The organism is Lentzea fradiae (assembly GCF_900100955.1).
In the GTDB taxonomy this organism is placed as follows: domain Bacteria; phylum Actinomycetota; class Actinomycetes; order Mycobacteriales; family Pseudonocardiaceae; genus Lentzea; species Lentzea fradiae.
In genome coordinates this window covers 199,120-225,732 of sequence record NZ_FNCC01000001.1, presented here as the reverse complement: position 1 = coordinate 225,732, position 26,613 = coordinate 199,120, and the positions used below count along the sequence as shown (strand labels likewise).

Below are 26,613 nucleotides of genomic sequence, written 5' to 3'. Positions count from 1 at the left end.
TACCTAAGTTAGTTATCAGGAAGGATCGTCATGACCAGCGTCCTCATCTCCGGCGCCAGCATCGCCGGACCCGCACTCGCCCACTGGCTGCGGCGCTCCGGGTTCGACGTCACGATCGTCGAGAAGTCGCACACGCTGCGCGGCGGCGGCTACCCCATCGACATCCGCGGCACGGCGGTCGGCGTCGTCGAGCGGATGGGCCTGCTCCCCCGGCTGAGGGAAGCCCACGTGGACACCCAGCGGATCACGATGCTCGACGCGGACGGCAGCGTCGTCACGTCCATGAGCGCCGTCGCACTCACGGGAAGCCGTGACGAGGACATCGAGATCCCACGCGGAGAGCTCACCACGATGCTCTACGACACCGTGCGCGACGACGTGGAGTTCCTCTTCGACAACAGCATCGTCGCCTTGAACGACCACGCGGACGGCGTGGACGTCACGTTCCGAAGCGGACTCGAACGCACCTACGACCTCGTCATCGGCGCCGACGGACTGCACTCCGGCGTGCGCGCACTGGTCTTCGGGCCGGAAGAACAGTTCCACCACTACCTGGGCTACTGCTTCGCGGGCTTCACCATGCCGAACCGGCTGGGCCTCGCACACGAGGGCGTGATGTGGAACCAGCCAGGCAGGGCAGCCGCGCTGTACGCGGCGGGCACGGGCGGCACCGTGCACGGCTTCCTCAACTTCGCCCTCCCCGAAGCACCGTTCGGCGCGTTCAAGGACCCGGCGGCGCAACGCGACCTGGTGGCGTCCGTCTTCGCCGGCGACGGCTGGGAGGTGCCGCACATGGTCGAGACGATGCGCACGGCCGACGACCTGTTCTTCGACACGGTGAGCCAGATCCACCTGCCCCGCTGGTCCTCCGGCCGCGTGGCGCTGGTCGGCGACGCCGCGTACGCGCCGTCGTTCCTGACCGGGCAGGGGTCGAGCCTCGCCCTGGTGGGCGCCTACGTGCTGGCAGGCCACCTCGCCACCGCCCACGACCACACCGCGGCCTTCGACGCCTACGAACGCCAGACCCGCCCGTTCGTGGAGGCGAACCAGGGCATCGTGGGCAAGAGCAGGTCGGAAATGCTCCCCGGCACCGCCGAGGCACTGGCCGCACGCAACGCCGCTCTGCGCACCCGCGCGACGATGCCCGCCGAACAGCCCCGCCCGGAACACTCGGCAATGGAGCTCCCCGAGTTCATCCCTTCCTCATGACCGGAGCTTGCCGGGCGGCGCGGTGCAGTAGACCCGCGGCGTACCCCAGGCGTTGTCGGCGTCATGGCTACCGCGAACGTCCACCAGCCGCAACCGGTCAACCGTGGACACGTCGACCTCGAGGTGCTGCGGCGCGTCACCGCTGGTCGCCTCCCGTGAGGTGATCACCTCACCATCGGCCTCCACGACGAACTCCCCGGTACCCCCGGTCAACGACGAGGCAGCGTCCTTGCCCACCCACACCGACAGCCGAGTGCACCGGCTGTCGGTGGTCCACGTGCTCGCGTTGGTCTGCTGAGCCATCGACGAGACGAGGTAACCGCGAATGCTGTTCTCGAACGGCTGCCCACCCACCCCGATCACGATCGACGCCACGAGCTCCTGCCCCTGCCCGATCTCCAACGGCTCGTGCAGCGACAGGTCGTACCACCCCTCACCGGACCGCAACGGCCCCGTGGTCACCGCCGCGGGCTGGACCGTCGAGGTGGGAACAGACGTCTCCAACGCAGGACTGCCCACCGCGGCGTCCTTGTACTTCACCACCCCGACGAACACCCCGGCCGCGACGGCACCCGTTCCCAGCACCGCGAAGATCCACTTGACCGGCCTGTTCCCACCGCTTCCGCCGCGACGGGACGACGTGACAGGCTTGGTCCGCGTCACATTCCCCATCGCCACAGATTTTCGGAATTCCACGCCCAACGGAACCCCCGGATGTTCACAGGGCCAAACGACCGCCCGGAACGCTCCGTTCCCGCAGGTCAGCGCCTCCTCACCCGCCTGGAGGAGGATGAGCCGACGGCGATCCGCCAGACCCGGCCGGCGCCGGAAGCGCCCCCGAGCCACCTTCTGCCGGGGCCGGTCCTGGCCCCGGAGGACCATCCGGCGGCGGCCGGATGGTCCTCCGGGGGTTCCCTCCGTCAGCTGCCGGTCAGCGAGATCGCCAGGTCGGCGATCGGCAACGGGAACCTGCCGACACTCGTGACCTCGCCGCTCAACAGGTTGACGCTGTAAAGCGCAGCACCGGCACCAGAGGTCGAAAGAGCCGCGAACCCCGAGTTGGACACCGCCTTGCCGTTGCTCAACTGGCTGTAGATGTCGAACCCCGCGTTCGGCTGAGCGTCGACGGTGAGCTTGCCGGTGGCGCTCAACAGCCCGTTGTTGGCGGGCACCTGAAGCAGCACCTCGTCGGAGGCGGTGCCGATGTCGAACAACGTGGTCGCGGTGTCCGGGTTCAGGTCGTTGTTGGTGTACGCGGCGGCCGTGACGCCCCGCGTCGGGCCGAGTGCGGGCGGGGTGGACAGGACCGCGTCCTCGGTCGTCGTGTGGTCGGCGAGGTTGTGCCGCAGGTTCTGACCGGTGTCGCTGATGACCCGCAGGCGGTCGGCGGCCGGGTTGAAGTCGACGCCGAAGTTGGTGCCGTACAACGGGACCGACAGCTGCGAGACCTTCGTGACCACCGGGTCCTGGCTGGGTGAGGCCGGCAGCTTGACCGTGTAGACGCCCCCCTTGTCCCCCAGCAGGTACATCAGCCCGTCCTGCGGCCGGATGTCGATGCCGGCCGCGACGGCGTCGCCCGAGAAGCCCTGGATCTGGCGCACCCAGTCAAGGACCGTCGGCCGGTCCGTCGTGAACGTCACCATCAGCGTGCCGTCCGCCGTGATGCCGTACGCCCGCAGGCCGGACGGCTGTGCCGCACTGCTCCCACCGCCGCCCACGATCGCGGCGGACACCGACACCACCACGGCCGCCGCAGCGACGCCCCTCTTCGCCCGTGCCCTCATGTTCCCCACTTCTCCCCGCTCGGAAAACCTTGTGGCACAAGCTATTGGGCACGACTGGACGGCGACTGGACGGCCGTGGTGAGCCCTCGTCAGCTGCCGGTGAGGCTGATGGCCAGGTCGGTGATCGGGATCGGGAAGCGGCCGATGGCGGTCGCCTCGCCGGTCAGCAGGTTGACGCTGTAGAGGGAGGAGCCGCTGCCCGGTCCGACGAGGGTGGCGAAGCCCGCGGAGGAGACGGCCTTGCCGTTGCTCAGGGTGCTGTAGATGTCGAAGCCCGCGTTCGCGGCGGCGTCGACGGTGAGGCTGCCGGTCGGCGCGAGGGTGCCGTTGTTGGCGGGTGACTGGATGAGGACCTGGTCGGTGAGCGTGCCGATGTCGAACAACGTCGTCGCGGTGTCCGGGTTCAGGTCGTTGTTGGTGTACGCGGCGGCCGTCACGCCCTTCGTCGTGCCCGCCGGCGGCGTCGTCAGGATCGTGTCGTTGACCGTGGAGTGGGTGTTGAGGTCGTGGCGGAGGTTCTGGCCGTTGTCGCTGATCACCCGCAGGCGGTCGGCCGCGGGGTTGAAGTCGACGCCGAAGTTCGTGCCGGACAACGGGTACGTCAGCTGCGAGACCTTCGTGACGACCGGGTCCCAGTTCGACGAGCTCGGCAGCTTCACCGTGTAGATCCCGCCCTTGTCGCCCACCAGGTAGAGCAGGCCGTCCTGCGGCCGGATGTCCGTGCCGACCGCGGTCACGTCGCCGGAGAACCCCTGGATCTGCCGCACCCAGTCCAGCACCGTCGGCCGGTCCGTGGTGAACGTCGCCATCAGCGTGCCGTCCGCCGAGATGCCGTACGCCCGCAGGCCGGTGGGCTGGGCCGTGCTGCTCCCACTTCCGGTCGCGACCCCGGTGAGCACCACCGCCGCCACCGCTGCCGCCGCGGCGCCTCGTTTCAGCTGTGCCTTCATCGTTCCACTCTCCCCTGTTGGAAACGTTGCGGCACAAGCTATGCAGCGCGACTGGACGTCGGTTGGACGTCCGTTGGATTGCTGCGCGAGGACCTTGCGGAGGCCGAGATCACCCGACAGATTGGGGGAACGGCAAGTCCGAGGGGGCGAAGACCATGTGGTTCAACAACAAAGCGGCGGCGGTGCTCGGCGGTGCGGCGATGATCACCGGCCTGCTGGTGGCACCGGCCGCGGCGGACGCGGCCACGTGCGAGACGTCCGTGGCGGTGCGGCTCGCCAGTCCCGGCAAGTGGTCGTACTCCTACCACGTCACGTGGTGCGTCGTGGACGGGGTGATCGACCCGGTCAGCATCACACCGCACCTCGCGCACGCGGCGGACGGCACCACGTGCGCCTGGGCGGCCAGCGCCGAGGAGGCGCACCTGCGGGTGAACGACGGCCGCGGCGCCTGGCAGGCGTTCAACATGGGCGAGTTCCGGTGCAGGACCGGTGACGGCACCGACGGGAGCATCAACCCGTGGGGTGTCATCGAGATCCTGCCCGACGGGACGAGCAGCGTCGTGCGCAAGGGGGTCGGCGACCTGGTCATCGACTAGTCAGTGCCGCGAGCGCGCTCTCCGCCCGCCGGTGCAGGGCGCGGTAGCCCGCGCGCTCGGCGAGGGCGAGCGCCTGCCGCGCCGGTGCGGCGTCACGGGTGACCGTCGCGAGGCCGATCAGCACCTCGATCTCCGGATACCGGTCGCCGGTGCTGCGGACGAGGTCGAGCGCCTGGCGGTACCGGCGCCCGGCCTCCGCCGGGCGGCCGAGCCCGAGCTCGACGGCGGCGAGCGCGGCGAGCGCCTCCACCTCGGTGCGCGGGTCGCCGGTCTCCTGGGCGAGGGCGAGACCGGCGCGGGCGTGCCCGAGCGCCTCCTCGTCCCTGCCGAGGTCGAGGAACGCCGCGGCCAGTCTGCTGCGCGCCAGCGCCTCGCCGCTGCGGTTGCCCGCCTCGTGGTGCAGCGCGATGGCGCGGGTCAGCACCTCGGCCGCCTCCTCCGGCAGGCCGCGGGCGCGCTGGGTCTGCCCGAGGTTGCCGAGGTTGAGCGCCTCGCCGTAGAGCGACCCGATCTCCCGGTAGCGCCGCAACGCCCTGGCGTAGTGCTCGGCCGACTCGGGCAGGTCGCCCATCTCCCAGTGCACCAGGCCGAGGTTGCCGAGGGCGACGGCCTCCCCGGCGGGCTGCCCGACGGCGCGGCTCAGCGCGAGGCAGCGGCGGAACCGGACGGCGGCGGCGCGCAGGCGTCCCGACTGCCAGTAGACGCCACCGAGGTTGCCGAGCACCGCGGCCTGCGCCTCGACCCAGCCCGCCTCGCGCGCCGCCAGCCGGGCGTGGGTGTAGTGCCGGACGGCCTCGCCGTAACGGCCCTGCCGGTAGAAGAGGTCGGCGAGGCTCAGCCGGGCGGCCGCGCGTTCCCTCGGCGCGTCGGACATGGGCAGCGCGGCCTCCGCCACGGCGAGCCACTCGACCTGGCGCGTGCACATCCAGAAGTAGCCGCGCAGCGAGTCGGCGATCAGCCACGCCGCCGGCCGCGGTCCGGCCCTGACGGCGGCGACGAGGTTCGCCAGCTCCGCGTCGAGCCAGGCCGACGCCTCCCCCGCGCCGGTCATGCCGGACGGCGTCGCGGCGGTCGGCGGGGGGACGGGCAGGCGCAGCATGTGCGGGTAGAGCAACCGGGCGGCGGCGTCCACCGCGCCCAGGTACCAGTCGTGCAACCGGTGCAGCGCCGCGTCCCTGTCCCCGGCGGTCTCCTCGCGCCCGGCCCGTTCGGCGGCGTAGCGGCGCAGCAGGTCGTGGAAGCCGTGCCGGCCGGGACCCCTGGGCTCGACGAGGTGCGCCGCGGCGAGCCGGTCCATCAGCCGTGCCGCCGTCTCCCGGTCGGTGCCCGCGAGCGCCGCGACGGCCTCGGTGCCGACGTCGGTCCCCGGCACCAGGCTCAGCAGGCGGAACAACCGCCGCGCCGGTTCCGGGAGCGCGGCGTAGGAGAGGTCGAACGCGGTGCGCACCGCCGCGTTCTCGTCACCCTGCACGGTGAGCGCGGTCAGCACGTTGCTGTCCCGCAGGTCGGCGACGTGGTCGTCGAGGCCGCGGTGCGGGTGGTCGGCGAGGTTCGCGGCCGCGATGCGCAGGGCCAGCGGCAGGTAGGCGCACAGCTTCGCCAGCTCTGCGGCGGCCACCGGTTCGGCCCTGACCCGTTCCCGGCCGAGAACGTGCGCGAGCAGCTCCAGCGCGTCCTCGGGACTGAGCACGCCGAGCGTGACCTGGCGCGCGCCGTGCAGGGCGACGAGCCCGGTCATCCGGTCGCGGCCGGTGACGAGGACGCACGCGGGACCGGCGGGCAGCAGCGGCCGCACCTGGTCGGGCCCGGCGGCGTTGTCGAGCAGCACGAGCATCCTGCGGTCCGTGGTCAGCGTCCGGTACATCGCCGCGGCCGTCTCGACGTCGACGGGGACGCGTTCGGCGGGCACCTCCAGCGCCGTCAGGAACTGGGCGAGCACCTCGATCGGCGGTGCCGCCCCGCCGGGCGAGTGCCCGCGCAGGTTCGCGTAGAGCTGGCCGTCGGGGAACCGGTCGCGCACCCGGTGCGCCCAGTGCACGGCGAGCGCCGTCTTGCCGACCCCGGCGCTGCCGGAGATCGCGGTGATCGACAGCGCGACGGACCCCGGCCCGGGGGCGAGGGCGTCCAGCGTGGCCAGCTGGGCGCCGCGGCCGGTGAACCCGGACGGCTGGGCGGGCAGCTGGCGCGGCACGCGCAGGGCGGGACGCGACCGTCCGTCCACCGGGTCGTCCGCGGTGTCGTGCAGCAGCGCGGTGTGGGCGGCGCGCAGCTCGGGGCCGGGGTCGACGCCCAGCTCCTCGACGAGCCGGTCGCGCACCTCGTGGTAGGTCCGGAACGCCTTCGCCCTGCGCCCGACAGCTTGGTAGGCGCGGATCAAACGGGCCTGCGCCGCCTCGTCCAGCGGCTGGGCCGCCGCGGCCTCCGCGATGTCGGGCAGCACGTCCGCCGCCGCCCCGATCTCGATCATCGCGTCCGCGTACCTGGCCTGCACCTCGCGGTGCTTCGCGACGAGCGCGACGACCTTCGGGTGCGCGGCGAGCACGGGCACGTCGGCGAGCGGCCTGCCGCGCCACAGCTCCAGCGCCGCCGCCAGCCGCGCCACGACCGCGGTCCGGTCGCCGTCACTGCCGGTGTCGCCGTGGTTCGCCTCGGCGACCAGACGGCGGAACGCGAGCAGGTCGACCTCGACCGCGTCCGCGTTCACCGCGTAGCCGCCGTTGGTGTAGGGCAGGACCGAGCTGCTGGTGCGCGAGGTGCGGCCGGGTTCGAGCACCCGGCGCAGGTGTTTGACGTGCGTCTGCAGCACGTTCATCGCGCTGCGCGGCGGCCGTTCTCCCCAGAGCGCGTCGACCAGGTCCGCGACGGTCACCGACTCGCCCTCGGCGAGCACGAGCAGCCCGAGCACCGCCCGCCGGCCGGGAGGACCGAGCGGAAGCTCCGTCCCGGCGTGCCAGGCCCGCGTCGATCCCAGCACCTGGACCCGCACCGCGTTCGTCGCCACTGGTTCGAAACTAATTCACCCGCACCCACCCGACTAGGACTGTTCCGGGCACACCCGCACGGTCTGTTCGGGCGAACCTGCGTCGCCCGCCGCGGCGTCCGGCGGATCTTCCCCCCGCCTGGTTTGGCGCGGAAGCGGGCTGGGCACAAATCCGCTCAGGCGCGGGAGACTAGCTCGGAGCGGTGGGACATGGTGGCGTCGTACTGGGAGACCGCTCGGACGGGCTTCCTGGCGTTCGTGGGAGTCGGGCTGCTGGTGCTCGTTCCCCTGGGGTTGCTGCACTACTGGCGGTTCGGGCGGGTCGAGCCACGCCGGGCGCTGGTGCTGTACGGCCTGCTGGCCTACGGCCTCGTCGCGCTGGCGTTGATCTTCCTGCCGTTCCCGTCCGACGTCTCGAAGCTGTGCACGGGCGACCAGATGCTGTCGACGGTGCCGTTCCAGTGGGTCACGGACATGCGCAACAACATGGCGGCCTACGGGCGGTCCGGCGTCGGCGCGATGGTGCGGTCGTCGGCCTTCCTGCAGCAGCTGTTCAACGTGGCGCTGTTCGTCCCGCTGGGCGTGGTGCTGCGCAAGGCGTACGGCAGGGGCCCGTTCGCCGTCGTCGCCATCGGCTTCGCGATCTCGCTGGCGGTGGAGGTCGTCCAGTACACCGGGAACCTCGGCTTCTACCCCTGCCCGTACCGGATCGCCGACGTGGACGACCTGATCTCCAACACCGGCGGCGCGCTGCTGGGCTGGATGATCGCGCCCGTCGCGCTCGTGGTGCCGACGGTGCCGGACCCGGCCTCCTCCGCGGCGCCGCTCGGCACGGTCACCGTGCCGCGCCGGCTGGTCGGTCTCGTCGCCGACGCGATGGTGGTGCTCGTGATCGCAAAGCTCGTGCTGCCACCGGATCCGCGCTGGGCACTCGGCGTGCTCGTGCTGTTGCGCGTGGTGCTGCCCGCGGTCGCGGGCGGGATGACGGTCGGAGGGTGGCTCGCGGGCTACCGGATCCGCGCGGTGGACGGCTCCCGGGCGAACCCGCTTCGTCTCGCGGTGCGCGAAATCCTGGGCGTTACAGGATTGCTCACCTATGCGACTGTCTTATCGCCGCTGATCGACATGGTGCGCCTCGACCTGGTCGTCATGGCGTCGATCACACTGTGGACGTTCGTGCTCCCGGTTTTCCTTCGAGATCAACGGGGTTGGCACGAACGCGCCGCCGGAACCCGCGCTGTTCTTCTTGAGCGAGACAGATCACGACTGTCCAAACAGGTCTTGCGTACATAGTTTCGGAATGTTTCCATCCGGGCATGGACATGGACATGGGAACGGCTTCGCCGATCACCGCATACGTCATCGCGTGTCTCGGCTCCGCTCTCGGTCTTCTGTCCAGTGAGCGCGCACGCAACGCGACCGGTGGAACACGCAAGTGGTGGCTCGTCGTCGCCGCCCTCTCGATCGGCGGGCTCGGCATCTGGGGCATGCACTTCACCGCGATGCTCGGCACGTGGATGGGCGCGACGGTCGCCTACGACATCCCGATCACGTTGCTGAGCATGCTCGTCGCCGTCGTGGTGGTCGGCATCGGCCTGTTCCTCGTCCTGCGCCTCGACAACAACGAGCACGACCTCTGGTGGCCGCTGCTCGTGGGCGGTCTCGTCACCGGCCTCGGCGTCGCCGCGATGCACTACACCGGCATGGCCGGGATCGTGATCGGCGCGACGGTCTCCTACGACTTCCTGTTCGTCGCGCTGTCGCTCGTCATCGCCGTCGTCGCCGCCACGGCCGCGCTGTGGTTCACCCGGACCGTCAAGGGCCCGCTCGCGGTCGCCGGCGCCTCCCTGGTGATGGGCGTCGCGGTGACCGGCATGCACTACACCGGCATGTTCGCCATGGACGTCACCCTCGACCCGGCCGCACCGGTCGTCACGGACAACTCGCAGGACCTGATCACGTCGCTGATCGTCGCGGGCGCCGGGTTCAGCGTGATCATCATCTTCCTGCTCGCCCTCACCACCTCGGACGAGGAGCAGCGCGAGGACGCCGAGCTGCTCGACCGCGTCATGCGGCGGACCGGGCAGGTCTGACCACCCGGGAGTCCGCCCACAGCACGGGAAGCGCGACGAGCAGCAGGGTCAGCAGCGCGAGCGCCGGGTAGGCCCAGCCGAGCGCGGACAGCCAGCCCGGCCGGCTGATCGTCCAGATCGTCGGCTGCCGGTCGAGCTGGAACGCGATCACGTCCAGGAACATCACCGGGCACCACAGCGCGAGCAGCGTCACGCGGACCCACGACGCGATCCGCCGGTGGGCCAGCCAGATCAGCAACGGGGCGACCCACACCCAGTGGTGGTCCCACGAGATCGGCGACAGCAGCAGACCGAGGAACTGCACGGTCACCACGCCGATCAGCGCGTCACCCGCGCGCACGGCCGCGCGCAGGGCGAGAAGCGCCACGACGACGGCCGGTACCGCGACGAGCACCCACGGCCACGACAGCCCCACGTCGTGGCCGAGCGAGCGGGACAACGCTCCGCGCAGCGACTGGTTGTGCGCGGTGGCGACCGGTCCGACCCGACCGGCGTCGCCGAAGAGCCCGAACCAGTACCGTCCCGCCTGACCGAGGTCGACCAGCGCGCCCAGCAGCGCGCTGGCCGCGAACACGGCCAGCGACCACGCCGCGGCGGCCCACCGGCGGGTCGCGAGGAAGTACAGCCCCGAGATCGCGGGAACGAGCTTCACCCCCGAGGCGAGCCCGATCCCGGCGCCCGCGACGCGGTCGTCGCGCGCCATCAGCGAGGCCAGCACGACGGCGGCCAGCACCAGGTTGATCTGCCCGAACTCGATGGTGTGGAAGACCGGCATCATCCACAGCAGCACGGCGGTCCACAGCAGGGCCCTCCGCCGCCACAGCCGGGGCTCCGTCCGCCACCCCTCCCCCGCGACCGCGCGCACCGCCGTGCGCACCAGCCAGTACAGGCACAGCACCGACAGCACGCGGAAGCCCCACTGGGCGGCACCCCAGAAGAGCCACGTCATCGGCAGGAACACCAGCGCCCCGAACGGCGGGTAGGTGAACGGGAGCGGGAAGTCCGGCGGGGAGTACGGCGAGACGACGTCGTACAGGTCGCCGTCGAGCACGTGCGGCGCGAGCGTCCAGTACACCCGCAGGTCGATCGAGGTGTTGCCGAAGCCGGAGTTCACCACCCACGTGCGCAGCAGCAGGGAGATCATCAACAGCCAGGGCGCGACGGCGAGCAACGGCCGTTCGAGCTTCCCCAAGACGTGCAACGTGGTCTGCCTTCTAACCGGGGTGCACCGCGACGCGGTCGCGCAGGAGCTTCGGAACCACCGCGAGGGTGAGCAGCGCGAGCGCCGGGTAAACCCAGCCGAGCGCGGCGAGCGGCCACGGCCGGGGGATCTCCCAGATCGACGGCTGCGAATCGATCAGGACGGTGATGAGGTCCGAGCCGGTCGCGACCACCCACACGACGGCGAGCACCGCGTCGCGGCGGTCGTGCACCAGCCACAGCACCAGGGGGACGACCCACAACCAGTGGTGGCTCCACGAGATCGGTGAGACCAGCAGCCCGAACAGCTGCACGACGACCACGGCCGCGAGCGTGTCCGCCGCACGGACCGCGGCGCGCAGGGCCAGCGCCGTGAGCACGACGGACACCGCGACCGCGAGCAGCCACGGCCACGACATCTCCACGTCGTGGCCGAGGGAGCGGGACAACGCGCCGCGCAGCGACTGGTTGATCACCGAGCCCACCGGCCCGACCCGGCCGGCCGCGCCGAGCAGCTCGAACCAGTAGCGCCACGAGTCGGCGGGAGAGGCGAGGAACCCGAGGGCGACCGTGAGCGCGAAGCCCGCGACCGACCACGCCGCCGCGGCGAACCTGCGGGTCGCGAGGAAGTACAGCGCGGAGATCGCGGGCGTGAGCTTCAGCCCCGCGCCCAGTCCCACGCCGAGGCCCGCCACGGACTGGCGGGCCGCGACCATCGCCGCGAACACCCCGGCGACCAGGACGAGGTTGATCTGCCCGAAGTCGAGGGTCTTGCGCACGGGCTCTGCCCACAGCGCGAGCGCCGTCCACAGCAGGGCCCGCCGCGACCACGTCCCGTCGAACGACTCCCCCCGCCTGGCCGCCACCAGTGCGAGCGCGGTGCGCACCAGCCACCACAGGCAGACCAGGGACAGCACCTGCCACACGATCTTCGCGGCGACCCACGGCAGCGCCGACAGCGGCAGGAACACCGCCGCCGCGAACGGCGGGTAGGTGAACGGCAGGGGGAAGTCGGCCGTGAACGGCATCGAGATCGAGTACAGCTCGCCGGTCAGCAGGTTCGGCGCGAGGCTCCAGTAGACCTTCAGGTCGATCATCTGCCAGCCGGCCGGGTCGCCGAGCGTCCAGGCGTACGCGCCGACGGACAGCACCAGCAGCAACGGCGCGAACCTCAGCGCCCGCTGCTCGATCACGTCTTTCCTCCCGCGGGCGAGGGAGCACCGGCAAGATCCAACCTACAGGTGGTGCCCCTCGCCCTCCGCGCGGGTCAGGCGTCGCCGCCCCACGGCACGAGCACCGCACGGGCCAGCGTGTTCCCGAGGATCGCGAACGACAGCATCGCCGGCGTGGACTCCGCGTTCACCCCGGACGGCACGACGGACTCGACGTCGAGCGCATGCACGGCGATCACGTACCGGTGCTTCGTCCCGGCGGGCGGCGCGGCACCCAGGTAGCCCTGCACGCGGGCGTCGTTGGCGACGTGGAAGGCCGGTGCGGGCGGGGTCGCGCCGGACGCGAGCCCGGTGACGGAGGCGGGCACGTCGGCGAGGACCCAGTGCCAGAAGCCGGACGGCGTGGGCGCGTCCGGGTCGAACATGGTGACGACGAAGCTCTTCGTCTCCTCGGGGAAGCCGGACCACGACAGCTGCGGAGACACGTCGGCGGCTCCCGGACGGCCGCTCATGGCCGCGTACTGGGCGGGCGGCAGCGGGCTGTCCGCGGTGACGTCCGCGCTGGTCAGCTCGAAGCTCGGCACCGGGGGCAGCGACGCGAAGGGATCGTGCACAACTCACTCCAACTTTTGATGCTCATGAGGACTTTTAAAAGTTAGCAGCGTTGTCAACTGTCGTATGATCAGCTCGTGTCGCACCCGAGCTCCCCGGCCACCCGCAGCGCAGGCGTGCAGGCGCTCATCCGCTCCGACATCCTCGGCGGCCGCCTGCGGCCGGGTGAGCGGCTGAAGTTCCCGCAGCTGTCCGAGCGCTACGGCGTGAGCACGGGCGCGGTCCGCGAGGCCCTGCTCCGCCTGTCGGCGCTGCGCCTCGTCACATCGGAACCACACCTGGGCTTCCAGGTGCGCACGATCTCCCAAGAGGGCCTCGCGCTCGTCTGCGACGCGCGTGCCGAGCTGGAGTCGCTGGCGCTGCGGCGGGCGGTCGCCGAAGGCGGCCTGGGCTGGCAGTCCCGGCTGATCGCCGCGCACCACACGTTCCGGCACACCCCGTACGACCCGGAGAGCCAGGACTGGCTGGACGCGCACACCGAACTGCACCACGTGCTGCTCTCCGGGTGCGCCAACCCGCTGCTGCGCGAGGCCGCCGAGGCGCTGCGGGACGAGGCGGAGCTGTACCGGCGCTGGGCCCGTCCCGCCCCCGGCGACACGGACCTGCCGGACCGGGAAGAGCTGGCGCGAGCGCACCAGGACCTGGTGACGGCCGCCGTCGAGGGCGACGCCGACGGCGCGGAGGCGAGGCTGCGCGAGATGATCGCCCTGACCGCCCGCCTCCAGGTGCGTCTCGACTGATCTCATCCTCTGGTCTGATTCGCGCCCGGCTGTGCAACGCCGTTCCGCCACGGCACGTCACCCGGACATGAGCTGGAAAGCACTGAGCACGACCGGTGTGCTGATCGGCGCGGTCCTCGTCACCGCGTCCCCCGCCCAGGCGGCGGGCCAGGTCGTCACGCGGGTCGCCGAGTCCGACCGGACCGCCGCCCTCGCCTACTGGACCCCGGAACGGATGCGGGCGACCGGCGAGGACGCCCTGCCGCCCGCCGAGCAGATCGCCCGCCCCTACCCGGGACCGCCGCCCGCCGGCGTCGGGCGGCTGTTCGCGACCACGTCGCAGGGCATCGACCTCACGTGTTCGGCCACGGTCGTCCCGAGCGCCACGAAGGACGTGGTGTTCACGGCCGGGCACTGCCTGCACGGCGGCTGGGACCGGCGGGACAACCCCATCAAGATCGTGAACGTGGTCTTCGCCCCCGGCTACGACCACGGGGCGAGCGAGGTGTTCGCGGCCCGCGCGTTCGCCTGGTCCGACACCTACAGCGGCCCGAGCAGCGGCGCCGACGACGACGCGGTCGTGGCGCTCGACCCGGTCGGCGGCCGCCACGTCGAGGACGTCGCCGGCGCGCAGGACATCTCGTTCGACGAGATGGCCTCACCGGCCGATGCGACGCTCCTGGGCTACCCGGTGTCCCAGCTGGACAACGGCGAGTCGCTGCTCGCGTGCGACCGCCCGGCGTCGTTGCGGGCGAACAGCGTGTACTCGGTGTGGCAGACGGACTGCGACCTCGCACCGGGGTCGAGCGGTGGCCCGTGGCTGCGCGGGTTCGACCCGGCCACCGGCAAGGGCACGATCTTCGGCGTCACGAGCCGCGGCACGATGAACTCCGACCTGGTGACGACCGGGATGGACGCGTCGGTGCTCACCTCCGCCGTGCGGGAGCTGTACGAGAGCGCCGGTCGCCTCTGACCTCTCCGGCTTCCGCACCGGGCCCGGTCCGCCTCCCGCGGGCCGGGCCCGTTCCACGTCCACCCGGTCCGCGCCGCGCGTTCCCGGTCCCCGTGCCGGAACACCATCGGGTCCGAAATGAATTCGTCCACTTCCCGTCCAGTCCTTTTCGGACGGTCACCGGCGCCTCTCGCCCCAGGACGTTCGATTCACGCGGACGGGCTGTCCGAATTCCGGACGGATGCACCCGGTCGGCGGCAACAGCCGTCGCACCAGGGCCATCAGGCCCGTATCGATCACGTCCGGTCAGCCCACCGCATCTTTTTATTGCATCAGGTTCGGATGCGTGGATTGTTCGGGTCGACTAGTCTCGATAGGGTCCGCGTATCACTCCGGGCATGACGTTAGGCGGCATTCTTTGATCGGGCAGCGTGATCGAACGCCGTCGGACGCAGATCTCATCGACGCCGTTCGCGACGGCAAGATCGAGGCATACGGCACGCTGTACGAGCGCCACGTCCGATCCGCGAACCTGCTGGCGATGCAGCTGGCTTCGTCCTCGTCGGACGCCGACGACCTGGTGTCCGACGCGTTCGCCAAGGTCCTCGCCGCGCTGAAGTCCGGCGGTGGGCCGGGAAGCGCTTTCCGGCCCTACCTGCTGACGGCGGTGCGGCACGCGGCGTACGACAAGACCCGCAAGGAGAAGCGGCTCGAGCTCGCCGGGGACGTCGAGGAGGTGCCCGGCGCCACCAAGGCGACCAGCGTGCCGTTCCGCGATAAGGCCGTGGAGGACCTCGACCAGACGCTCGCGGCCAGCGCGTTCGCCTCGCTGCCCGAGCGGTGGCAGACGGTCCTGTGGCACACCGCGATCGAGGGCCAGTCGCCCGGCGAGATCGCGCCGCTGCTCGGCCTGACGCCCAACGGGGTGTCGGCGATGGCGTTCCGCGCCCGCGAGGGCCTGCGCAAGGCGTTCCTTCAGGCGCACGTGGCCCAGGAACCCTCGGAACGCTGCCGTCCCACCGTGACCAAGCTCGGCGCCTGGACTCGCGGCGGGCTCAAGGGGCGCGAGGCCGTCCAGCTCGACGCGCACATGGACGAGTGCGCCGAGTGCCGCAAGCTGGCCGGTGAGCTCGCCGACGTCAACGGCGCGCTGCGCGGACTCGTCGCGCCCATCGTGCTCGGCACGGGCACCGCCGGCTACCTGGCGACGGCCGCCACCGCGACCAAGGGCGCGGCCATCACCCTCAGCGCGGGCTCCTGGCTCGGTGTCGCGGCCTCCGCCGCGGCCGTCGTGGTCGTCGCCGCCTCGGGCGTCGTCACCTCCAACGACTCCAGCGCCACCACCCCCGAGGCCGCTGCCCCCGCCGCCACATCGAGCACCGCGGCAGGCACGTCGCAGCAGGTCAACCAGCCGGGCACCACCCGGGACGCGGGCAGCGCCCCCACGGCCCCGGCGTCCGGTCCGGACTCGCAGCAGGTCCAGACCGACGTCGGCGGGGGCACCGGCACGGTGGTGGTCACGACGACGGCGGCGCCGACGGAGTTCGTGCCCGCCTCCAGCTCCCAGCTGTCCGGCAGCGCGCCGGACGGCGTCGCGATGACCACCGAGGGCCCGCCCAACGAGATGGACATCAGGATCACGAACACCGGCTCGTCCCCCACGACGGTGCCGGCGCTGACCCTCACCATGCCGGACAAGATCAAGACGGTCGGCCCCGGCAAGCCGGCGGCGGGGATGATCGGATGCCCGGCCGGCAAGGGCACGGTGACGTGCGAGGGCGGCCAGACCCTCGCCCCCGGCGAGACGATCGTCTACCGCGCGCGGCTGCAGGCGGGCCCCAAGGCCGGGGACGGCGTGATCTCCGGCGTCGCGGGACCGCTGCGGCTCAGCATCCCCGTCACGATCTCGTAGTCCACTTCGGACGGGCTGCCGCCGCCGGACCGGCGCGCCGCCTGTGCGGGATTTGTGCGAGCGATCTCCCAGACTCGTGGCACACCGCCGCGACGAGGGGGAACCGAGGTGCCGATTCACAGATCATGGACGGGCCAGGCGGCTTAGGATGACCGCATGACCGAGACGGCGAAAAGACGTCCCGGCCCGCGGATCGAAGAGGTCGCGCGGGTCGCCGGCGTGTCCAAGTCGACCGTCTCGCGCGTGATCAACGACGAGCAGTACGTCAGCGCCAGGGCCCGGGAGGCCGTGCACGCCGCCATCGCGCAGCTGGGCTACTCGCCCAACCAGGCGGCGCGGGCGCTCGCCGGTCACCGGGCCAACGCGATCGCGCTCGTCGTCTCGGAACCGAGCGGCCGCGTGCTGGGCGACCCGTTCTTCGCCGGTGTCCTGCGGGGAGTGCACTCGGAGCTCGCCGGACGGCACGTGCAGCTGCTGCTCATGATGAGCCAGCCCACCGACACCGAGGACCTCGTCTCGTACCTGAGCAGCGGCCACGTCGACGGCGCGCTGCTGGTGAGCCTGCACGGCGAGGACCCGCTGGTGCCCATGCTGGCCGAGATCGGCCTGCCCGTGGTGTCCGGTGGCAGGCCGCTGGGCAGGACCGTGCCGTTCGTCGACGCGGACAACTTCAGCGGCGCCCTCGAAGCCGCCCGGCACCTGGTCTCGCTGGGGCGCAAGCGCATCGCGACGGTGGCGGGCCCCAAGGACATGGCCGTGGGCGCGGACCGGCTGAGCGGGTTCAAGCGCGGGCTGAGCGAGGCCAAGATGGCGAACGACCTGGTGGTCCACGGCGACTTCACGCCCGAGGGCGGCGCACGGGCCATGGAACGCCTGTTGCAGAAGGAACCGCACCTCGACGCGGTGTTCGTCGCCGCGGACATCATGGCCCTCGGCGCCATGCAGGTGCTCCACGCGCAGGGCAGGCGCATTCCGCAGGACGTCGCCGTGGTCGGCTTCGACGACTCGGTGTTCGCCGCGACCGCGACACCCCCGCTCACGACGATCCGCCAGGACGTCGAGGAGCTCGGCCGCACCATGACGTGGCGGCTGCTGGCGGAGCTCGCGGGGGAGGCGGGGCTGCCCCCGTCGCTGCTGCTGCCGACCTCCCTCATCAAACGCGCGAGCGCCTGAGTACATCGGCGTTTCCCGGCTCCGCGTAACAGGTTCACGCGGATTTTCACCCGATCAGCACAACCTGGTCGCACTCCCGGTAACACCGATGGCGGTCTCTCGATGGGAAGCGTACGTATCCCATCCCGAGGGAGCTGCGACAGTGATCGAGAACTCGGCTGCCGGCCTGGTGATGGTGCCCGGCGAGGTGCCGGTGACCGTGACGGGCGAGGAGCGCCACCAGCTGGCGCTCGCGAGGTACGCGGTCCCCGGCGGCGTGACGCGGCAGGTCGCCGTGCACCTGACCTGGTGCTCGATCAGCGCGGGCAGGTACCGCGGCCACCGCGGGATCGAGGTGCGGCTCGACGGGCAGCGCGTCGGCGAGCTGACCTTCCTGATGTCCCAACGGTATGCGCCGCTGCTGATGCAGGTCGAGTCCGGCGGCGGCCACACCGGCTGCGCGGCGCTGCTGCGGCGTGGCCAGAACGGCCTGATGCAGGTCGTGCTGCGGTTGCCCCGCGAGGTTCCCCGCGGCGCGGTGGTCCCCCTGCCGAGCTCTCCCTCGTGGGTGGCACCGGTGGTGATCGGCGCGGCGAGCGTGTTCGCGTTCTTCGTGGCGGTTTCCGTCGTCGGCGCCGCGTTGGACGGTGGGACGCCTGACGTCGACAAGGCCGCGGCGCTCACCACGTCGGCCACCACCACGTCGGCCACCACCACGACGACGTCCGCCGCTCCGCCGAGCACGACGACGTCGACAACGACCACCACCACGACGACCACGACAACGACGACCACCGTTGCCCCACCCGTCGTCCCGCAGCCGAAGCCGCAACCCCAGCCCAACCCCCAGCCGCAACCCCAGCCGCAGCCGCAACCTCAGCCCCAGCCGGAACCGGCGCCCCAGCCCGCGTGCGACCCCAACTACTCCGGCTGCGTGCCGATCGCGTCCGACGTGGACTGCGCGGGTGGCAGCGGGAACGGACCCGCCTACGTGGCGGGCCCGATCAGGGTCGTCGGCACCGACATCTACGGCCTGGACCACGACAAGGACGGCATCGCCTGCGAGTAGCAGCGGTCAGCCGCGCTCGTACGGCGTCTTCTCCCCCGCCTCGACGCCGAACGGCAGGTGGTTGCCCGCGGGCGGCAGCGGGCAGGTGGCGAAGTCGGTGAAGGCGCACGGCAGGTTGGTCGCCCGGTTGAAGTCGAGCACCACCCTGCCGCCGTCCACGGCCGCCGCCAGCGACCGGTTCGCCGCGTAGGTGGTGACGCCGCTGGTCGCGTCGGTGAAAAGGATGTTCAGGCCGCCGTTGCGCCCGTTGAACGCCGTGAGCACGTGCTCGGCGCCGTCATGGCTGAACCGCACACGGCCCGGTGCCTCGTAGACGTGGCTGAGCCCCTCCACGACCGCACCGACCGTCGTGGGCACGGGCTCGTCGAACGGCTCGTACACGCCTTCCAGCACCCACTTCTCCTGCGGTTCGTACGCGGGCACGCCGCGGAAGTTCCTCAGCACCTCGGCTTTCGGGTCGTGCACGCGGATCAGGTAACCGCCGCGCCGGGCAACCTCGACCTCGACGTCACCCAGGGCGACACGTTCGCCGGGACCGCTCTGCACGAGTTCGAACCTCCGCGGTTCCTCCCCGTCCGGCTGCCAGTACGCCGCGTCGTCGTCCTGCCACCACACGCCGGGAAGGCCGTCGTAGGCCCGTGGGGTGGTCTCCAGCCAGTCGAGCGACACCAGTGCCAGCCAGCCGTACGGGTCGGCCAGCGTGGTCTCGCGCTCCGTCTTCCAGCTCTGCCAGTCCTCCGCGAATGCGCTCATGCTCCTGCCAACGACGTGGCCGGGGTGCGGCTTCCCGGTTCCACGGACTGGGAAACGAGAGCATCACCGAGTTCGGAGCGCACATACAGGACGCTGCGGCCGTGGCGTTGCGAGACCAGCAGACCGGCCGCGCTCAACGCCCTGAGGTGCTGGTTCACCGCCGACGTCGTGACGCCGGCCAGCCGGGCCAGATCGGTCGACGACCGCGGCTCGGCCAGTCCCGCCAGCAGTTCCGCCCGCACCCGGCCGAGCACTCCCGCCAGCGCGGCGGGGCCACGGGTGCGTCCCCGCTCCCACACCGTGCCGGCGCCGCGAGCCGCGTAGATGAGCATCGGGGGCGCGGCCCGGTTCACGGGAACGGCGGTGCGGCGGATGAACACGCTGGGCACCAGGTTGAGCCCGTGTCCTCCGGCCTCGGTCCGCCACGACTCGACGCCCGCGATCCGCACCCGCACGACGGGGCTGGCGAACGTGATCCGCCCGGAGATGCCGGACAGCACCGCCGCGAGGCCGTGCCGGGAGGTCTCACGGCCCCGGTGGGCGATGTCTGCCTCCAGCACCGCGCGCATCCGGTCCCAGTGCGGGGCGAGCGCGACGTGCCAGTACGTCCGCAGCGCGTCGAGCACCCGGCCGCGGTCGCGCAGAACGGCGGGCACGCCCCCGAGAACGGCGCGGAAGTCGTGTCGCATCGCACGGGTCGAGACCTCGTCGAGCGCGGCCAGCTCGTCCTCGATGCGGGTGAACGGCGTGCGCGGGCGTGGGCTGAGGAAGTCCGGCGTCCAGCCGCGGTCGTCGGACAGCGCGAGCAGGACCTCGGTGTCGACCTCGCGGACCCGGCGCAGCCACGGCAGGTGCAGCGGGTACTTGGCCGGGTCCTTCAGCACGCGGAGGCTGAGCGTGAGCTCGTTCAGCGGCGAGACGGCGAACCTCACGCCGGCCAGGTCGCTCTCTCCGAGCACGAACTCGACCATGTAGCAGAACGCTACATCAGTTCCGGTCGCTCCGGACTGCCGCGAGGCTGCCTTCCATGTGGACGGACATGTGCTTGGCGTTGCGGATCGCCCGCGAGGCGGCGGAAGTGGCGGACCGAGCGTTCGCGGAAGGCGTCGCCGAGGTGCGGCACAAGGCCGACGGCAGCGAGGTGACGGCGGCCGATCTCGCGGTGGAGGACCTGGTCCGCCAGCGGCTGGCCGAACTGCTGCCGGACGACGGCGTGCACGGTGAGGAACGGCCCGAGCGGCGGGGAACCTCCGGCAGGCGGTGGCTGGTCGACCCGATCAGCGGCACCGCCGACTTCGTCCACGGGCGGCCGTCGTACTCGGTGGACCTCGCCCTGGAAGGGGCGCTGGCGGTCTCGGTGATGCCGTCGCTGGGCATCACGATCGCGGCGGGACGTGGGATGGGCTGTCGCGTCTTCCGCGGCAGGCACGAAGAGGTCGCTCGGGTGTCCACACAGGACTCACTCGACCACGCCCGCGTGTGCTTGCACGGCAAGAGGAAGCCCGTGCTCGGCCGTGGTGTGGTGGTGGACGGTTCGCTTTCGGTCCTGCGCCTGGTCACCGGTGGGGTCGACGCCGTGATCGCGGCCGGCGCGGGTCTGGACGAGTTCGACCTGGCGTGCCTGCCGGTGCTCGTCGAGGAGGCGGGCGGCCGGGTGACGGCGGCCGGGGACGACGTCGTGCTGGCGTCCAACGGACCGCTGCACGACGCCCTCCTCGGCCTGGTCGCGCGTCCTGGTGTCGAACCAGGCACCCCGGGCTCATGAGGCCCCGGTGATCGCCGGATCCCGCGCGATGGGGTGACCGACCGGACTCGCACCGGCTTCGACCAGGGTCACGGCCTGGCGCCTCGACTGCTTCGGCTTCGGTCACAGCTGCCCGTCGAGGACTCGAACCTCGATCTCCGCGTCCAGAGCGCGGCGTCACTGCCGATTGGACCAACGGGCATCAAAAAAGCCGCCTCGTCGCGACGGCGACGGGACGGCTCCCCGGGACACGAGGGTCAGCTCGTGCCGAGGAGCACCGGGTCGTGCTGATGTTGGTGCATCACTTCTCCGGCTCCTCTCCGTTCGGTGACACCACTCTGACGGATGACGTGACACGAGGGCAAACGTTTATCCAGCTCTGCAAAAGTTTGCAGTTTTTGGCCGGTTCTTCAACCAAATCTCAAGCCGACTTGCGGAAAACTTTTGCAACGTCTTTCCTGGACCGCTGACACACCCCATCGGAAGGCATGGACATGTCCCAGGACTGGTGGCGACACGCCGTCATCTACCAGGTCTACGTGCGCAGCTTCGCCGACTCGGACGGCGACGGCGTCGGTGACCTGCCCGGCATCCGCTCACGCCTGCCCTACCTGCGCGACCTGGGCGTCGACGCGGTCTGGATCACGCCGTTCTACGCCTCGCCGATGGCGGACGGCGGCTACGACGTGGCGGACTACCGCGCCGTGGACCCGCAGTTCGGCGGCCTGGACGACGTGCGCGCGTTGGTCGACGACGCACACACGCTCGGCATCCGCGTGATCGTCGACATCGTGCCGAACCACACCTCGGACCAGCACGCGTGGTTCCAGGAGGCGCTGGCCGGCCGCAACCGCGAGCGCTACATCTTCCGCGAAGGCGTCGGCGACCAGCCGCCCAACGACTGGGAGTCGGTCTTCGGCGGTCCGGCGTGGACGCGCGTCGCCGACGGGTCCTGGTACCTGCACCTGTTCGCACCGGAGCAGCCGGACCTCAACTGGGAGCTGCCGGAGGTGCGGGCGGAGTTCCGCGACGTGCTGCGGTTCTGGCTCGACCTCGGCGTCGACGGCTTCCGGGTGGACGTCGCGCACGGCATGGTCAAGGCGGAGGGGCTGCCCGACATCGGGCACCCGGACCAGCTCAAGCTGCTGGGCACCGACCCGCTGCCGTTCTTCGACCAGGACGGCGTGCACGAGATCCACCGCGAATGGCGCGCCGTCGTCGACTCCTACCCCGGTGAGCGCGTGCTGGTCGCCGAGGCGTGGACGCCGTCCGCCGAGCGGACCGCGATGTACCTGCGCGCGGACGAGATGCACCAGGCGTTCAACTTCCACTACCTGACCGCTGAATGGGACCGCGACGCGCTGCGCTCGGTCATCGACTCGTCGCTCGCCGCCGTCGCACCCGTCAACGCGCCGACCACGTGGGTGCTGTCCAACCACGACGTGCAACGGCACGTGACGCGCTACGGCGGCGGTGAGACCGGCGTCCGCCGTGCGCGCGCCGCGTTGGCGTTGATGCTGGCGCTGCCCGGTTCCGTGTACCTGTACCAGGGCGAGGAGCTCGGCCTGCCGGAGGTGCTCGACCTGCCCGACGAGGTCCTCCAGGACCCGATGTGGGAACGCTCCGGCCACACCGAACGGGGCCGCGACGGCTGCCGCGTGCCGCTGCCGTGGACGTCCTCCGGCCCGTCGCTCGGTTTCGGCACCGGCGGCTCGTGGCTGCCGCAGCCCGCCGACTGGGCGAAGCTCAGCGTCGAGGCGCAGGAGGACGACCAGGACTCGATGCTGTCCTTCTACCGCACCGCTCTGCGCGTCCGGCGGGAGAACCCGGCCACGACCGTGGGTCTCGACTGGATCGACGGCCCGGACGGCGTCCTGTGGTTCGAACGGGACGGCATCGCGTGCGCGGTGAACCTGTCGGGCTCGGTCGTCGAGCTGCCCGATCCCGGTTCGGTGCTGCTCGCCTCGTCGTACTACGGCGTGCGCGACGGCCAGGTGCTCCTCCCGCCGGACACCGCCCTGTGGTGGAAGCTCTGACCTGCGGTTCTTCTTGATCGAACAAAACTGTCAGACCCCCTGGGTACGGTCCGTGGACATCAGCTTCCGGATCGTCCCCAGGGGGTTTCGCAGTGCGCAGGTGGGAGCTCGTCTCCGATGGCTCGGCCAAGTTCTGGGAGATCGCCGCGGACGGTGCCGCCGTCACCGTCCGGTTCGGACGCATCGGCACGTCCGGCCAGAGCAAGACCAAGGAGCTCGCCTCGGCGGCGGCCGCCGCGGCGCACGTCGCGAAGCTGGTGGCGGAGAAGGAGAAGAAGGGCTACCTCGCCGTCCCGGGTTCGCCGGAGGCCGAACCCGTCGCCACGCCGGCTCCCGAGCCCGCCACCGCTGCCGCGGCGGATGCGGTGGACTCGGCACCCGCCCCTGCGTCCCACCTCTCCCCTCCCGACGAGGACACCTGGGTGATGCCCCGGGAGTGGCTCGACCGGGCGATGCGCCACCGGGACGCCCGCCCCCTCCCGGGTTTCGCCGTCGACCCGGCCCTCGTCCGGGAGTTCCGCGACCGCGTCGCCGCCTCAGGTGAGAAGATCGCCGAGGCGCTGGAGCACCCGTCGTCGGACGGCGACCTGGTGCGTGCGCTGCGCGGCCACCTCGCCGGCACGCCCGATCCGCTGGGTGCCGCCGCGCTCGCCGAGGTGGCCGGTCCGCAGGTGTCGCCGGTGCACTCCTGGATCGACGAGTTCGGGCTGCCGTTCGCCGCGGTGGCCGCCGTGCACCACGCGGTGGTCGACGTGGTCTTCGACCGCCGGGACAGGGAGACCGCGGAGTGGGTCGGCGTCTCGCTGCGCCGGGGATCGCGGCGGCACCACGGCGACGACACGTACCGGGCCGCTGCGATGGTCGAGGTCCGCACCGCGCTGGCGGTGGCCGACCAGGCGACGTACGCCGCGGCGGAGGCGGCGCTGGAGCCGCTCGGCGGTGACGCGTTCACCCTCGCGGCGAGGGCTTTTCTGGTGCCGACCCGGCACGACTGGTTCGAGGAGGCGAACGCCGCCGAGCACGCGCCGTTCTGGATGGTGCTGTGCGCGGCGAGCACGCTCGACCAGCTGGCTCGCCTGCGGGTCGGGCCGTTCATCTGGTCGCCGGTCGGCACGTACACGGCGCTGCACCTGCACGGTCCCGCGCTCGCCCCGCTGCTCGACGCCAACCTCCGGTCGCGGGTCGAGATGGGCGCGGACGCCCGCAAGCTCGCCCTGACCGTGCTGGCGGCACTGCCGAGCGACGAGGCGTTCCTGATGCTGCTGGACCGGGTGCGGGAACGGTACGTGCGGCCGGCGTTGCGCTCCGCGCTGACGGCGTTCCCCGCACGGGCGGCGCGGTTGCTGGCCACCCGCGCCGAAACCGACGTGGAGGCGCGCAACCTGCTCCGCCAGCACCTGATGTCCCATCCGCGCCTGGAGCTGCCCGCCGGGCTGACGTGGCCGGAGGTAGTGCCGGACGCACCCGCCGCCTCGCTGCCGCGGGTGCTGGCCGCGCCGCCGTGGGAGCACCGGCGTCCCCAGCCCGAGCCGGTGGTGCTGAAGGACGTTCCGGTTCCCGCCGCCCGTCTCGACTGGCTGCCCGGCGAGCGGGAGGAGTGGTCGGCGCTGTCGGGGTGGGCCGTCAGGTCCGGGTCCATCGGCGACCTGGACTGGCTGGCCTCCCGGCACGACCACCCCTCCTGGCTCTTCGAGTCGGCGCCGGAGGACGCGGTCCGCCCGCTGCTCGCGGACTGGGTCCCGCCGGACGCGTGGGGCGGTGAGGAATGGGGCCGCCGCATCGTGGCCAGGTTCGGCGTGGACGCCCTGCCGCCGATGGTGCGGCTGGCGGCGAGCAGCCCGCAGCTGTGCGGTGTCGTGCTGCTGCCGTTCGCCGCCGCCGAGGTCGCCGGGCTGATGGCGGACTGGTTCGTGCGCCTCAAGTCCGCCCGTGCGTTCGCCGTCTCCTGGCTCGCCCGGCACCGCGAGACCGCGGCCCGGCTGCTGCTGCCCGCCGCACTCGGTGTCGCGGGTCCTGCGCGCCGCAACGCCGAGCTCGCCCTCCTGCACCTGCACTTCGAGGTCGGCGTGGACGTCGTGGCGGTCGCCGCCGCGGTCTCCCCCGAGGTGGAGGCGGCTGTTCGCACGCTGATCGAGGTCGACCCGCTCGACGTGCTGCCCGCCAAGCTCCCGGTGATCGGCGACTGGGCCGACCCGCGGCTGCTCCCCCCGGTGCTGGTGGCCGACCGCTCCGCCGCGTTGTCCTTCCAGGCGGCGAGAAACCTCCTGATGACGGCCGCACTGTCCAAACCGGACAGCGTGTACCCCGGACTGCCCCAGGCCGTCGAGGCGTGCGACCGCGCGTCGCTGGCGGAGTTCGCCTGGGCCGTCCTCGGCAGCTGGCAGGACGTGGAGGCACCGGCGAAGGACAGCTGGGTGCTGTCCGCGCTCGGCTGGTTCGGCGACGACGAGACGGTGCGCCGCCTCGCCCCGCTGATCCGCGTCTGGCCCGGCGAGAGCCAGCACGCCCGCGCCGTCGCCGGGCTCGACGTCCTCGCCACCATCGGCACCGAGACCGCCCTGACCCACCTCAACACCATCGCGGAACGCGTGAAGTTCAAGGGACTCCAGGCGAAGGCCCAGGAGAAGGTTACGCAGATCGCCGCCGAACTGGGCCTGAGCCGCGACCAGCTCGCGGACCGCCTCGTGCCCCGCCTCGGCCTCGACGACGCGGCGACGTCCGTGATCGACTACGGTCCCCGCCGGTTCACCGTCGGCTTCGACGAACAGCTCAAGCCGTACGTGCTCGACCAGGACGGCAAGCTCCGCAAGGACCTCCCGAAGCCGGGGGCCAAGGACGACCAGGAGCTCGCCGCCGCCGAGCACAAGCGCTTCGCCGCCCTGAAGAAGGACGTCCGGGGCGTCGCGTCCGACCAGATCCACCGCCTCGAACGCGCGATGATCGACCAGCGCACGTGGACCGCCGAGGAGTTCCACACCGTCCTCGCCGGCCACCCGCTGCTGTGGCACATCGTGCGCCGCCTGGTCTGGGTCACCGACGACGGCGAGTCCTTCCGCCTCGCGGAGGACCGCACCCTCGCCGACGCCGCCGACGACGAGTACGCCCTCCCGCCGGGCGCGACCGTCCGCGTCGCCCACCCGGTCACCATCTCGGACACGCTGAAGACGTGGGGCGACGTCTTCGCCGACTACGAGATCCTCCAGCCCTTCCCCCAGTTGGGCCGTCCCACGTACGCCTTCACGCCCGGCGAGGACGTGGTGCCGCAGCTGCGGAAGTACGTCCAGCGGCCGATGCCGGTGGGCAGGCTGCTGGGCCTCACCAAGCGGGGCTGGGAACGCTGCACGCCGCAGGACAACGGCGTCGAGCCGTGGATGACCCGCCCGCTGCCGTCCGGCGGCGCGCTGGTGGCCTGTGTGGACCCCGGCATCGTGGTGGGCGTGGTCGACATGCATCCCACGATGACCTTCGAGTCCCTCTGGTACTCCGCAACGGGAAACGGCGACTGGTCCGCCCCTTCCGGTGGCGGCCCCGCCACTTTCGACATCGACCCGGTCACCGCCTCGGAGCTCCTCTCCGAACTCGAGTCATTGCACGCATGACCCGGGGAACGCCCGGCCGTCCGCCGACGTCGGACCGGCGAGGGCGTGGTCCCCGACGGACACAGTCGCCAAACGAACGCA

Annotated in this window: 22 protein-coding genes and 1 tRNA gene; 13 read left to right on the top strand and 10 right to left on the bottom strand. The window is 71.8% G+C overall.

Annotated features, from left to right (window positions below; translation table 11 throughout):
- Positions 1–30: 30 nt before the first annotated feature.
- Positions 31–1,209: an FAD-dependent monooxygenase gene (locus BLT23_RS01005; protein WP_090044539.1), complete on the top strand. Its 1,179-nt coding sequence runs from the start codon at positions 31–33 to the stop codon at positions 1,207–1,209.
- On the opposite strand, the gene BLT23_RS01000 is transcribed toward BLT23_RS01005, so the two are convergent.
- The 3 genes from BLT23_RS01000 to BLT23_RS00990 form a co-directional block, all read right to left on the bottom strand.
- The gene (locus BLT23_RS01000; RefSeq protein WP_176946534.1) at positions 1,204–1,794 is read right to left on the bottom strand and encodes an NPCBM/NEW2 domain-containing protein; all 591 of its coding nucleotides are present in this window, start codon (positions 1,792–1,794) and stop codon (positions 1,204–1,206) included. The two genes, BLT23_RS01005 and BLT23_RS01000, sit on opposite strands and share 6 nt — an antisense overlap.
- Before the next feature lie 335 nt (positions 1,795–2,129).
- Positions 2,130–2,993 carry a DUF4394 domain-containing protein gene (locus BLT23_RS00995; RefSeq protein WP_090044536.1) on the bottom strand — a complete coding sequence of 288 codons (864 nt, stop codon included), beginning with the start codon at positions 2,991–2,993 and terminating at the stop codon, positions 2,130–2,132.
- An 89-nt stretch (positions 2,994–3,082) separates the two neighbouring features.
- Positions 3,083–3,943, bottom strand: a complete 861-nt coding sequence (locus BLT23_RS00990) for a DUF4394 domain-containing protein (RefSeq protein WP_090044535.1) — start codon at positions 3,941–3,943, stop codon at positions 3,083–3,085.
- A gap of 155 nt (positions 3,944–4,098) precedes the next feature.
- Here BLT23_RS00990 and BLT23_RS00985 point away from each other — a divergent pair, with 155 nt between their 5' ends.
- Positions 4,099–4,539: a hypothetical protein gene (locus BLT23_RS00985; RefSeq protein WP_090044534.1), complete on the top strand. Its 441-nt coding sequence runs from the start codon at positions 4,099–4,101 to the stop codon at positions 4,537–4,539.
- On the opposite strand, the gene BLT23_RS00980 is transcribed toward BLT23_RS00985, so the two are convergent.
- Entirely contained in the window at positions 4,529–7,540 is a 3,012-nt protein-coding gene (locus BLT23_RS00980) for an AfsR/SARP family transcriptional regulator (RefSeq protein ID WP_245743411.1), read from the bottom strand. The two genes, BLT23_RS00985 and BLT23_RS00980, sit on opposite strands and share 11 nt — an antisense overlap.
- A gap of 189 nt (positions 7,541–7,729) precedes the next feature.
- On the opposite strand from BLT23_RS00980, the gene BLT23_RS00975 reads away from it, so the two are divergent.
- Together BLT23_RS00975 and BLT23_RS00970 are read left to right on the top strand one after the other, a co-directional pair.
- The gene (locus BLT23_RS00975) at positions 7,730–8,812 is read left to right on the top strand and encodes a VanZ family protein (RefSeq protein ID WP_090044532.1); all 1,083 of its coding nucleotides are present in this window, start codon (positions 7,730–7,732) and stop codon (positions 8,810–8,812) included.
- 35 nt (positions 8,813–8,847) lie between these two features.
- Positions 8,848–9,612: an MHYT domain-containing protein gene (locus tag BLT23_RS00970; RefSeq protein ID WP_245743409.1), complete on the top strand. Its 765-nt coding sequence runs from the start codon at positions 8,848–8,850 to the stop codon at positions 9,610–9,612.
- On the opposite strand, the gene BLT23_RS00965 is transcribed toward BLT23_RS00970, so the two are convergent.
- The 3 genes from BLT23_RS00965 to BLT23_RS00955 form a co-directional block, all read right to left on the bottom strand.
- A complete protein-coding gene (locus tag BLT23_RS00965) occupies positions 9,587–10,804 on the bottom strand; it encodes a glycosyltransferase 87 family protein (RefSeq protein ID WP_245743407.1) in 1,218 nt (405 codons plus the stop codon). The two genes, BLT23_RS00970 and BLT23_RS00965, sit on opposite strands and share 26 nt — an antisense overlap.
- 22 nt (positions 10,805–10,826) lie before the next feature.
- Entirely contained in the window at positions 10,827–12,005 is a 1,179-nt protein-coding gene (locus BLT23_RS00960; protein ID WP_090044529.1) for a mannosyltransferase, read from the bottom strand.
- A gap of 74 nt (positions 12,006–12,079) precedes the next feature.
- Positions 12,080–12,598: a YbhB/YbcL family Raf kinase inhibitor-like protein gene (locus BLT23_RS00955; protein ID WP_090044527.1), complete on the bottom strand. Its 519-nt coding sequence runs from the start codon at positions 12,596–12,598 to the stop codon at positions 12,080–12,082.
- A gap of 75 nt (positions 12,599–12,673) precedes the next feature.
- Here BLT23_RS00955 and BLT23_RS00950 point away from each other — a divergent pair, with 75 nt between their 5' ends.
- From BLT23_RS00950 to BLT23_RS41240, 5 genes are all read left to right on the top strand, one after another.
- Positions 12,674–13,336, top strand: coding sequence for a GntR family transcriptional regulator (locus tag BLT23_RS00950; RefSeq protein ID WP_218133594.1), 663 nt, complete (start codon positions 12,674–12,676; stop codon positions 13,334–13,336).
- A gap of 67 nt (positions 13,337–13,403) precedes the next feature.
- Positions 13,404–14,288, top strand: a complete 885-nt coding sequence (locus BLT23_RS00945) for a trypsin-like serine peptidase (RefSeq protein ID WP_090044525.1) — start codon at positions 13,404–13,406, stop codon at positions 14,286–14,288.
- Positions 14,289–14,685: 397 nt separating this feature from the next.
- Positions 14,686–16,179 (top strand): sigma-70 family RNA polymerase sigma factor, encoded by a 1,494-nt coding sequence (locus tag BLT23_RS00940; protein WP_176946533.1) that lies wholly within the window; start codon positions 14,686–14,688, stop codon positions 16,177–16,179.
- A 156-nt stretch (positions 16,180–16,335) separates the two neighbouring features.
- Positions 16,336–17,352: a LacI family DNA-binding transcriptional regulator gene (locus BLT23_RS00935; protein ID WP_090044522.1), complete on the top strand. Its 1,017-nt coding sequence runs from the start codon at positions 16,336–16,338 to the stop codon at positions 17,350–17,352.
- A 142-nt stretch (positions 17,353–17,494) separates the two neighbouring features.
- Positions 17,495–18,400, top strand: a complete 906-nt coding sequence (locus BLT23_RS41240) for a hypothetical protein (protein ID WP_090044520.1) — start codon at positions 17,495–17,497, stop codon at positions 18,398–18,400.
- 6 nt (positions 18,401–18,406) lie between these two features.
- Here BLT23_RS41240 and BLT23_RS00925 read toward each other — a convergent pair whose 3' ends face one another.
- The gene (locus BLT23_RS00925; protein WP_090044518.1) at positions 18,407–19,153 is read right to left on the bottom strand and encodes a DUF1684 domain-containing protein; all 747 of its coding nucleotides are present in this window, start codon (positions 19,151–19,153) and stop codon (positions 18,407–18,409) included.
- Complete coding sequence (locus BLT23_RS00920) at positions 19,150–20,124, bottom strand: ArsR/SmtB family transcription factor (RefSeq protein WP_090044517.1); 975 nt, start codon at positions 20,122–20,124, stop codon at positions 19,150–19,152. Before BLT23_RS00920 ends, BLT23_RS00925 begins: the two co-directional genes overlap by 4 nt.
- Positions 20,125–20,180: 56 nt before the next feature.
- On the opposite strand from BLT23_RS00920, the gene BLT23_RS00915 reads away from it, so the two are divergent.
- Positions 20,181–20,918 carry an inositol monophosphatase family protein gene (locus BLT23_RS00915; protein ID WP_090044515.1) on the top strand — a complete coding sequence of 246 codons (738 nt, stop codon included), beginning with the start codon at positions 20,181–20,183 and terminating at the stop codon, positions 20,916–20,918.
- A 108-nt stretch (positions 20,919–21,026) separates the two neighbouring features.
- Here BLT23_RS00915 and BLT23_RS00910 read toward each other — a convergent pair.
- Positions 21,027–21,099, bottom strand: a tRNA-Gln gene (locus tag BLT23_RS00910).
- Between the two features lie 82 nt (positions 21,100–21,181).
- On the opposite strand from BLT23_RS00910, the gene BLT23_RS39800 reads away from it, so the two are divergent.
- From BLT23_RS39800 to BLT23_RS00900, 3 genes are all read left to right on the top strand, one after another.
- Positions 21,182–21,367, top strand: a complete 186-nt coding sequence (locus BLT23_RS39800; RefSeq protein WP_143035772.1) for a hypothetical protein — start codon at positions 21,182–21,184, stop codon at positions 21,365–21,367.
- Between the two features lie 24 nt (positions 21,368–21,391).
- Entirely contained in the window at positions 21,392–22,933 is a 1,542-nt protein-coding gene (locus BLT23_RS00905; RefSeq protein WP_090045644.1) for a glycoside hydrolase family 13 protein, read from the top strand.
- Between the two features lie 92 nt (positions 22,934–23,025).
- Complete coding sequence (locus BLT23_RS00900; RefSeq protein ID WP_090044513.1) at positions 23,026–26,532, top strand: DUF4132 domain-containing protein; 3,507 nt, start codon at positions 23,026–23,028, stop codon at positions 26,530–26,532.
- Positions 26,533–26,613 lie beyond the last annotated feature (81 nt).

Bases quoted from the DNA above. Each gene is read 5' to 3' on its own strand.
- BLT23_RS01005 (WP_090044539.1), top strand. From the start codon at position 31: ATGACCAGCGTCCTCATCTCCGGCGCCAGCATCGCCGGACCCGCACTC.
- BLT23_RS00995 (WP_090044536.1), bottom strand. From the start codon at position 2,993: ATGAGGGCACGGGCGAAGAGGGGCGTCGCTGCGGCGGCCGTGGTGGTG.
- BLT23_RS00990 (WP_090044535.1), bottom strand. From the start codon at position 3,943: ATGAAGGCACAGCTGAAACGAGGCGCCGCGGCGGCAGCGGTGGCGGCG.
- BLT23_RS00985 (WP_090044534.1), top strand. From the start codon at position 4,099: ATGTGGTTCAACAACAAAGCGGCGGCGGTGCTCGGCGGTGCGGCGATG.
- BLT23_RS00975 (WP_090044532.1), top strand. From the start codon at position 7,730: ATGGTGGCGTCGTACTGGGAGACCGCTCGGACGGGCTTCCTGGCGTTC.
- BLT23_RS00970 (WP_245743409.1), top strand. From the start codon at position 8,848: ATGGGAACGGCTTCGCCGATCACCGCATACGTCATCGCGTGTCTCGGC.
- BLT23_RS00945 (WP_090044525.1), top strand. From the start codon at position 13,404: ATGAGCTGGAAAGCACTGAGCACGACCGGTGTGCTGATCGGCGCGGTC.
- BLT23_RS00935 (WP_090044522.1), top strand. From the start codon at position 16,336: ATGACCGAGACGGCGAAAAGACGTCCCGGCCCGCGGATCGAAGAGGTC.
- BLT23_RS00925 (WP_090044518.1), bottom strand. From the start codon at position 19,153: ATGAGCGCATTCGCGGAGGACTGGCAGAGCTGGAAGACGGAGCGCGAG.
- BLT23_RS00920 (WP_090044517.1), bottom strand. From the start codon at position 20,124: ATGGTCGAGTTCGTGCTCGGAGAGAGCGACCTGGCCGGCGTGAGGTTC.
- BLT23_RS00915 (WP_090044515.1), top strand. From the start codon at position 20,181: ATGTGGACGGACATGTGCTTGGCGTTGCGGATCGCCCGCGAGGCGGCG.
- BLT23_RS00905 (WP_090045644.1), top strand. From the start codon at position 21,392: ATGTCCCAGGACTGGTGGCGACACGCCGTCATCTACCAGGTCTACGTG.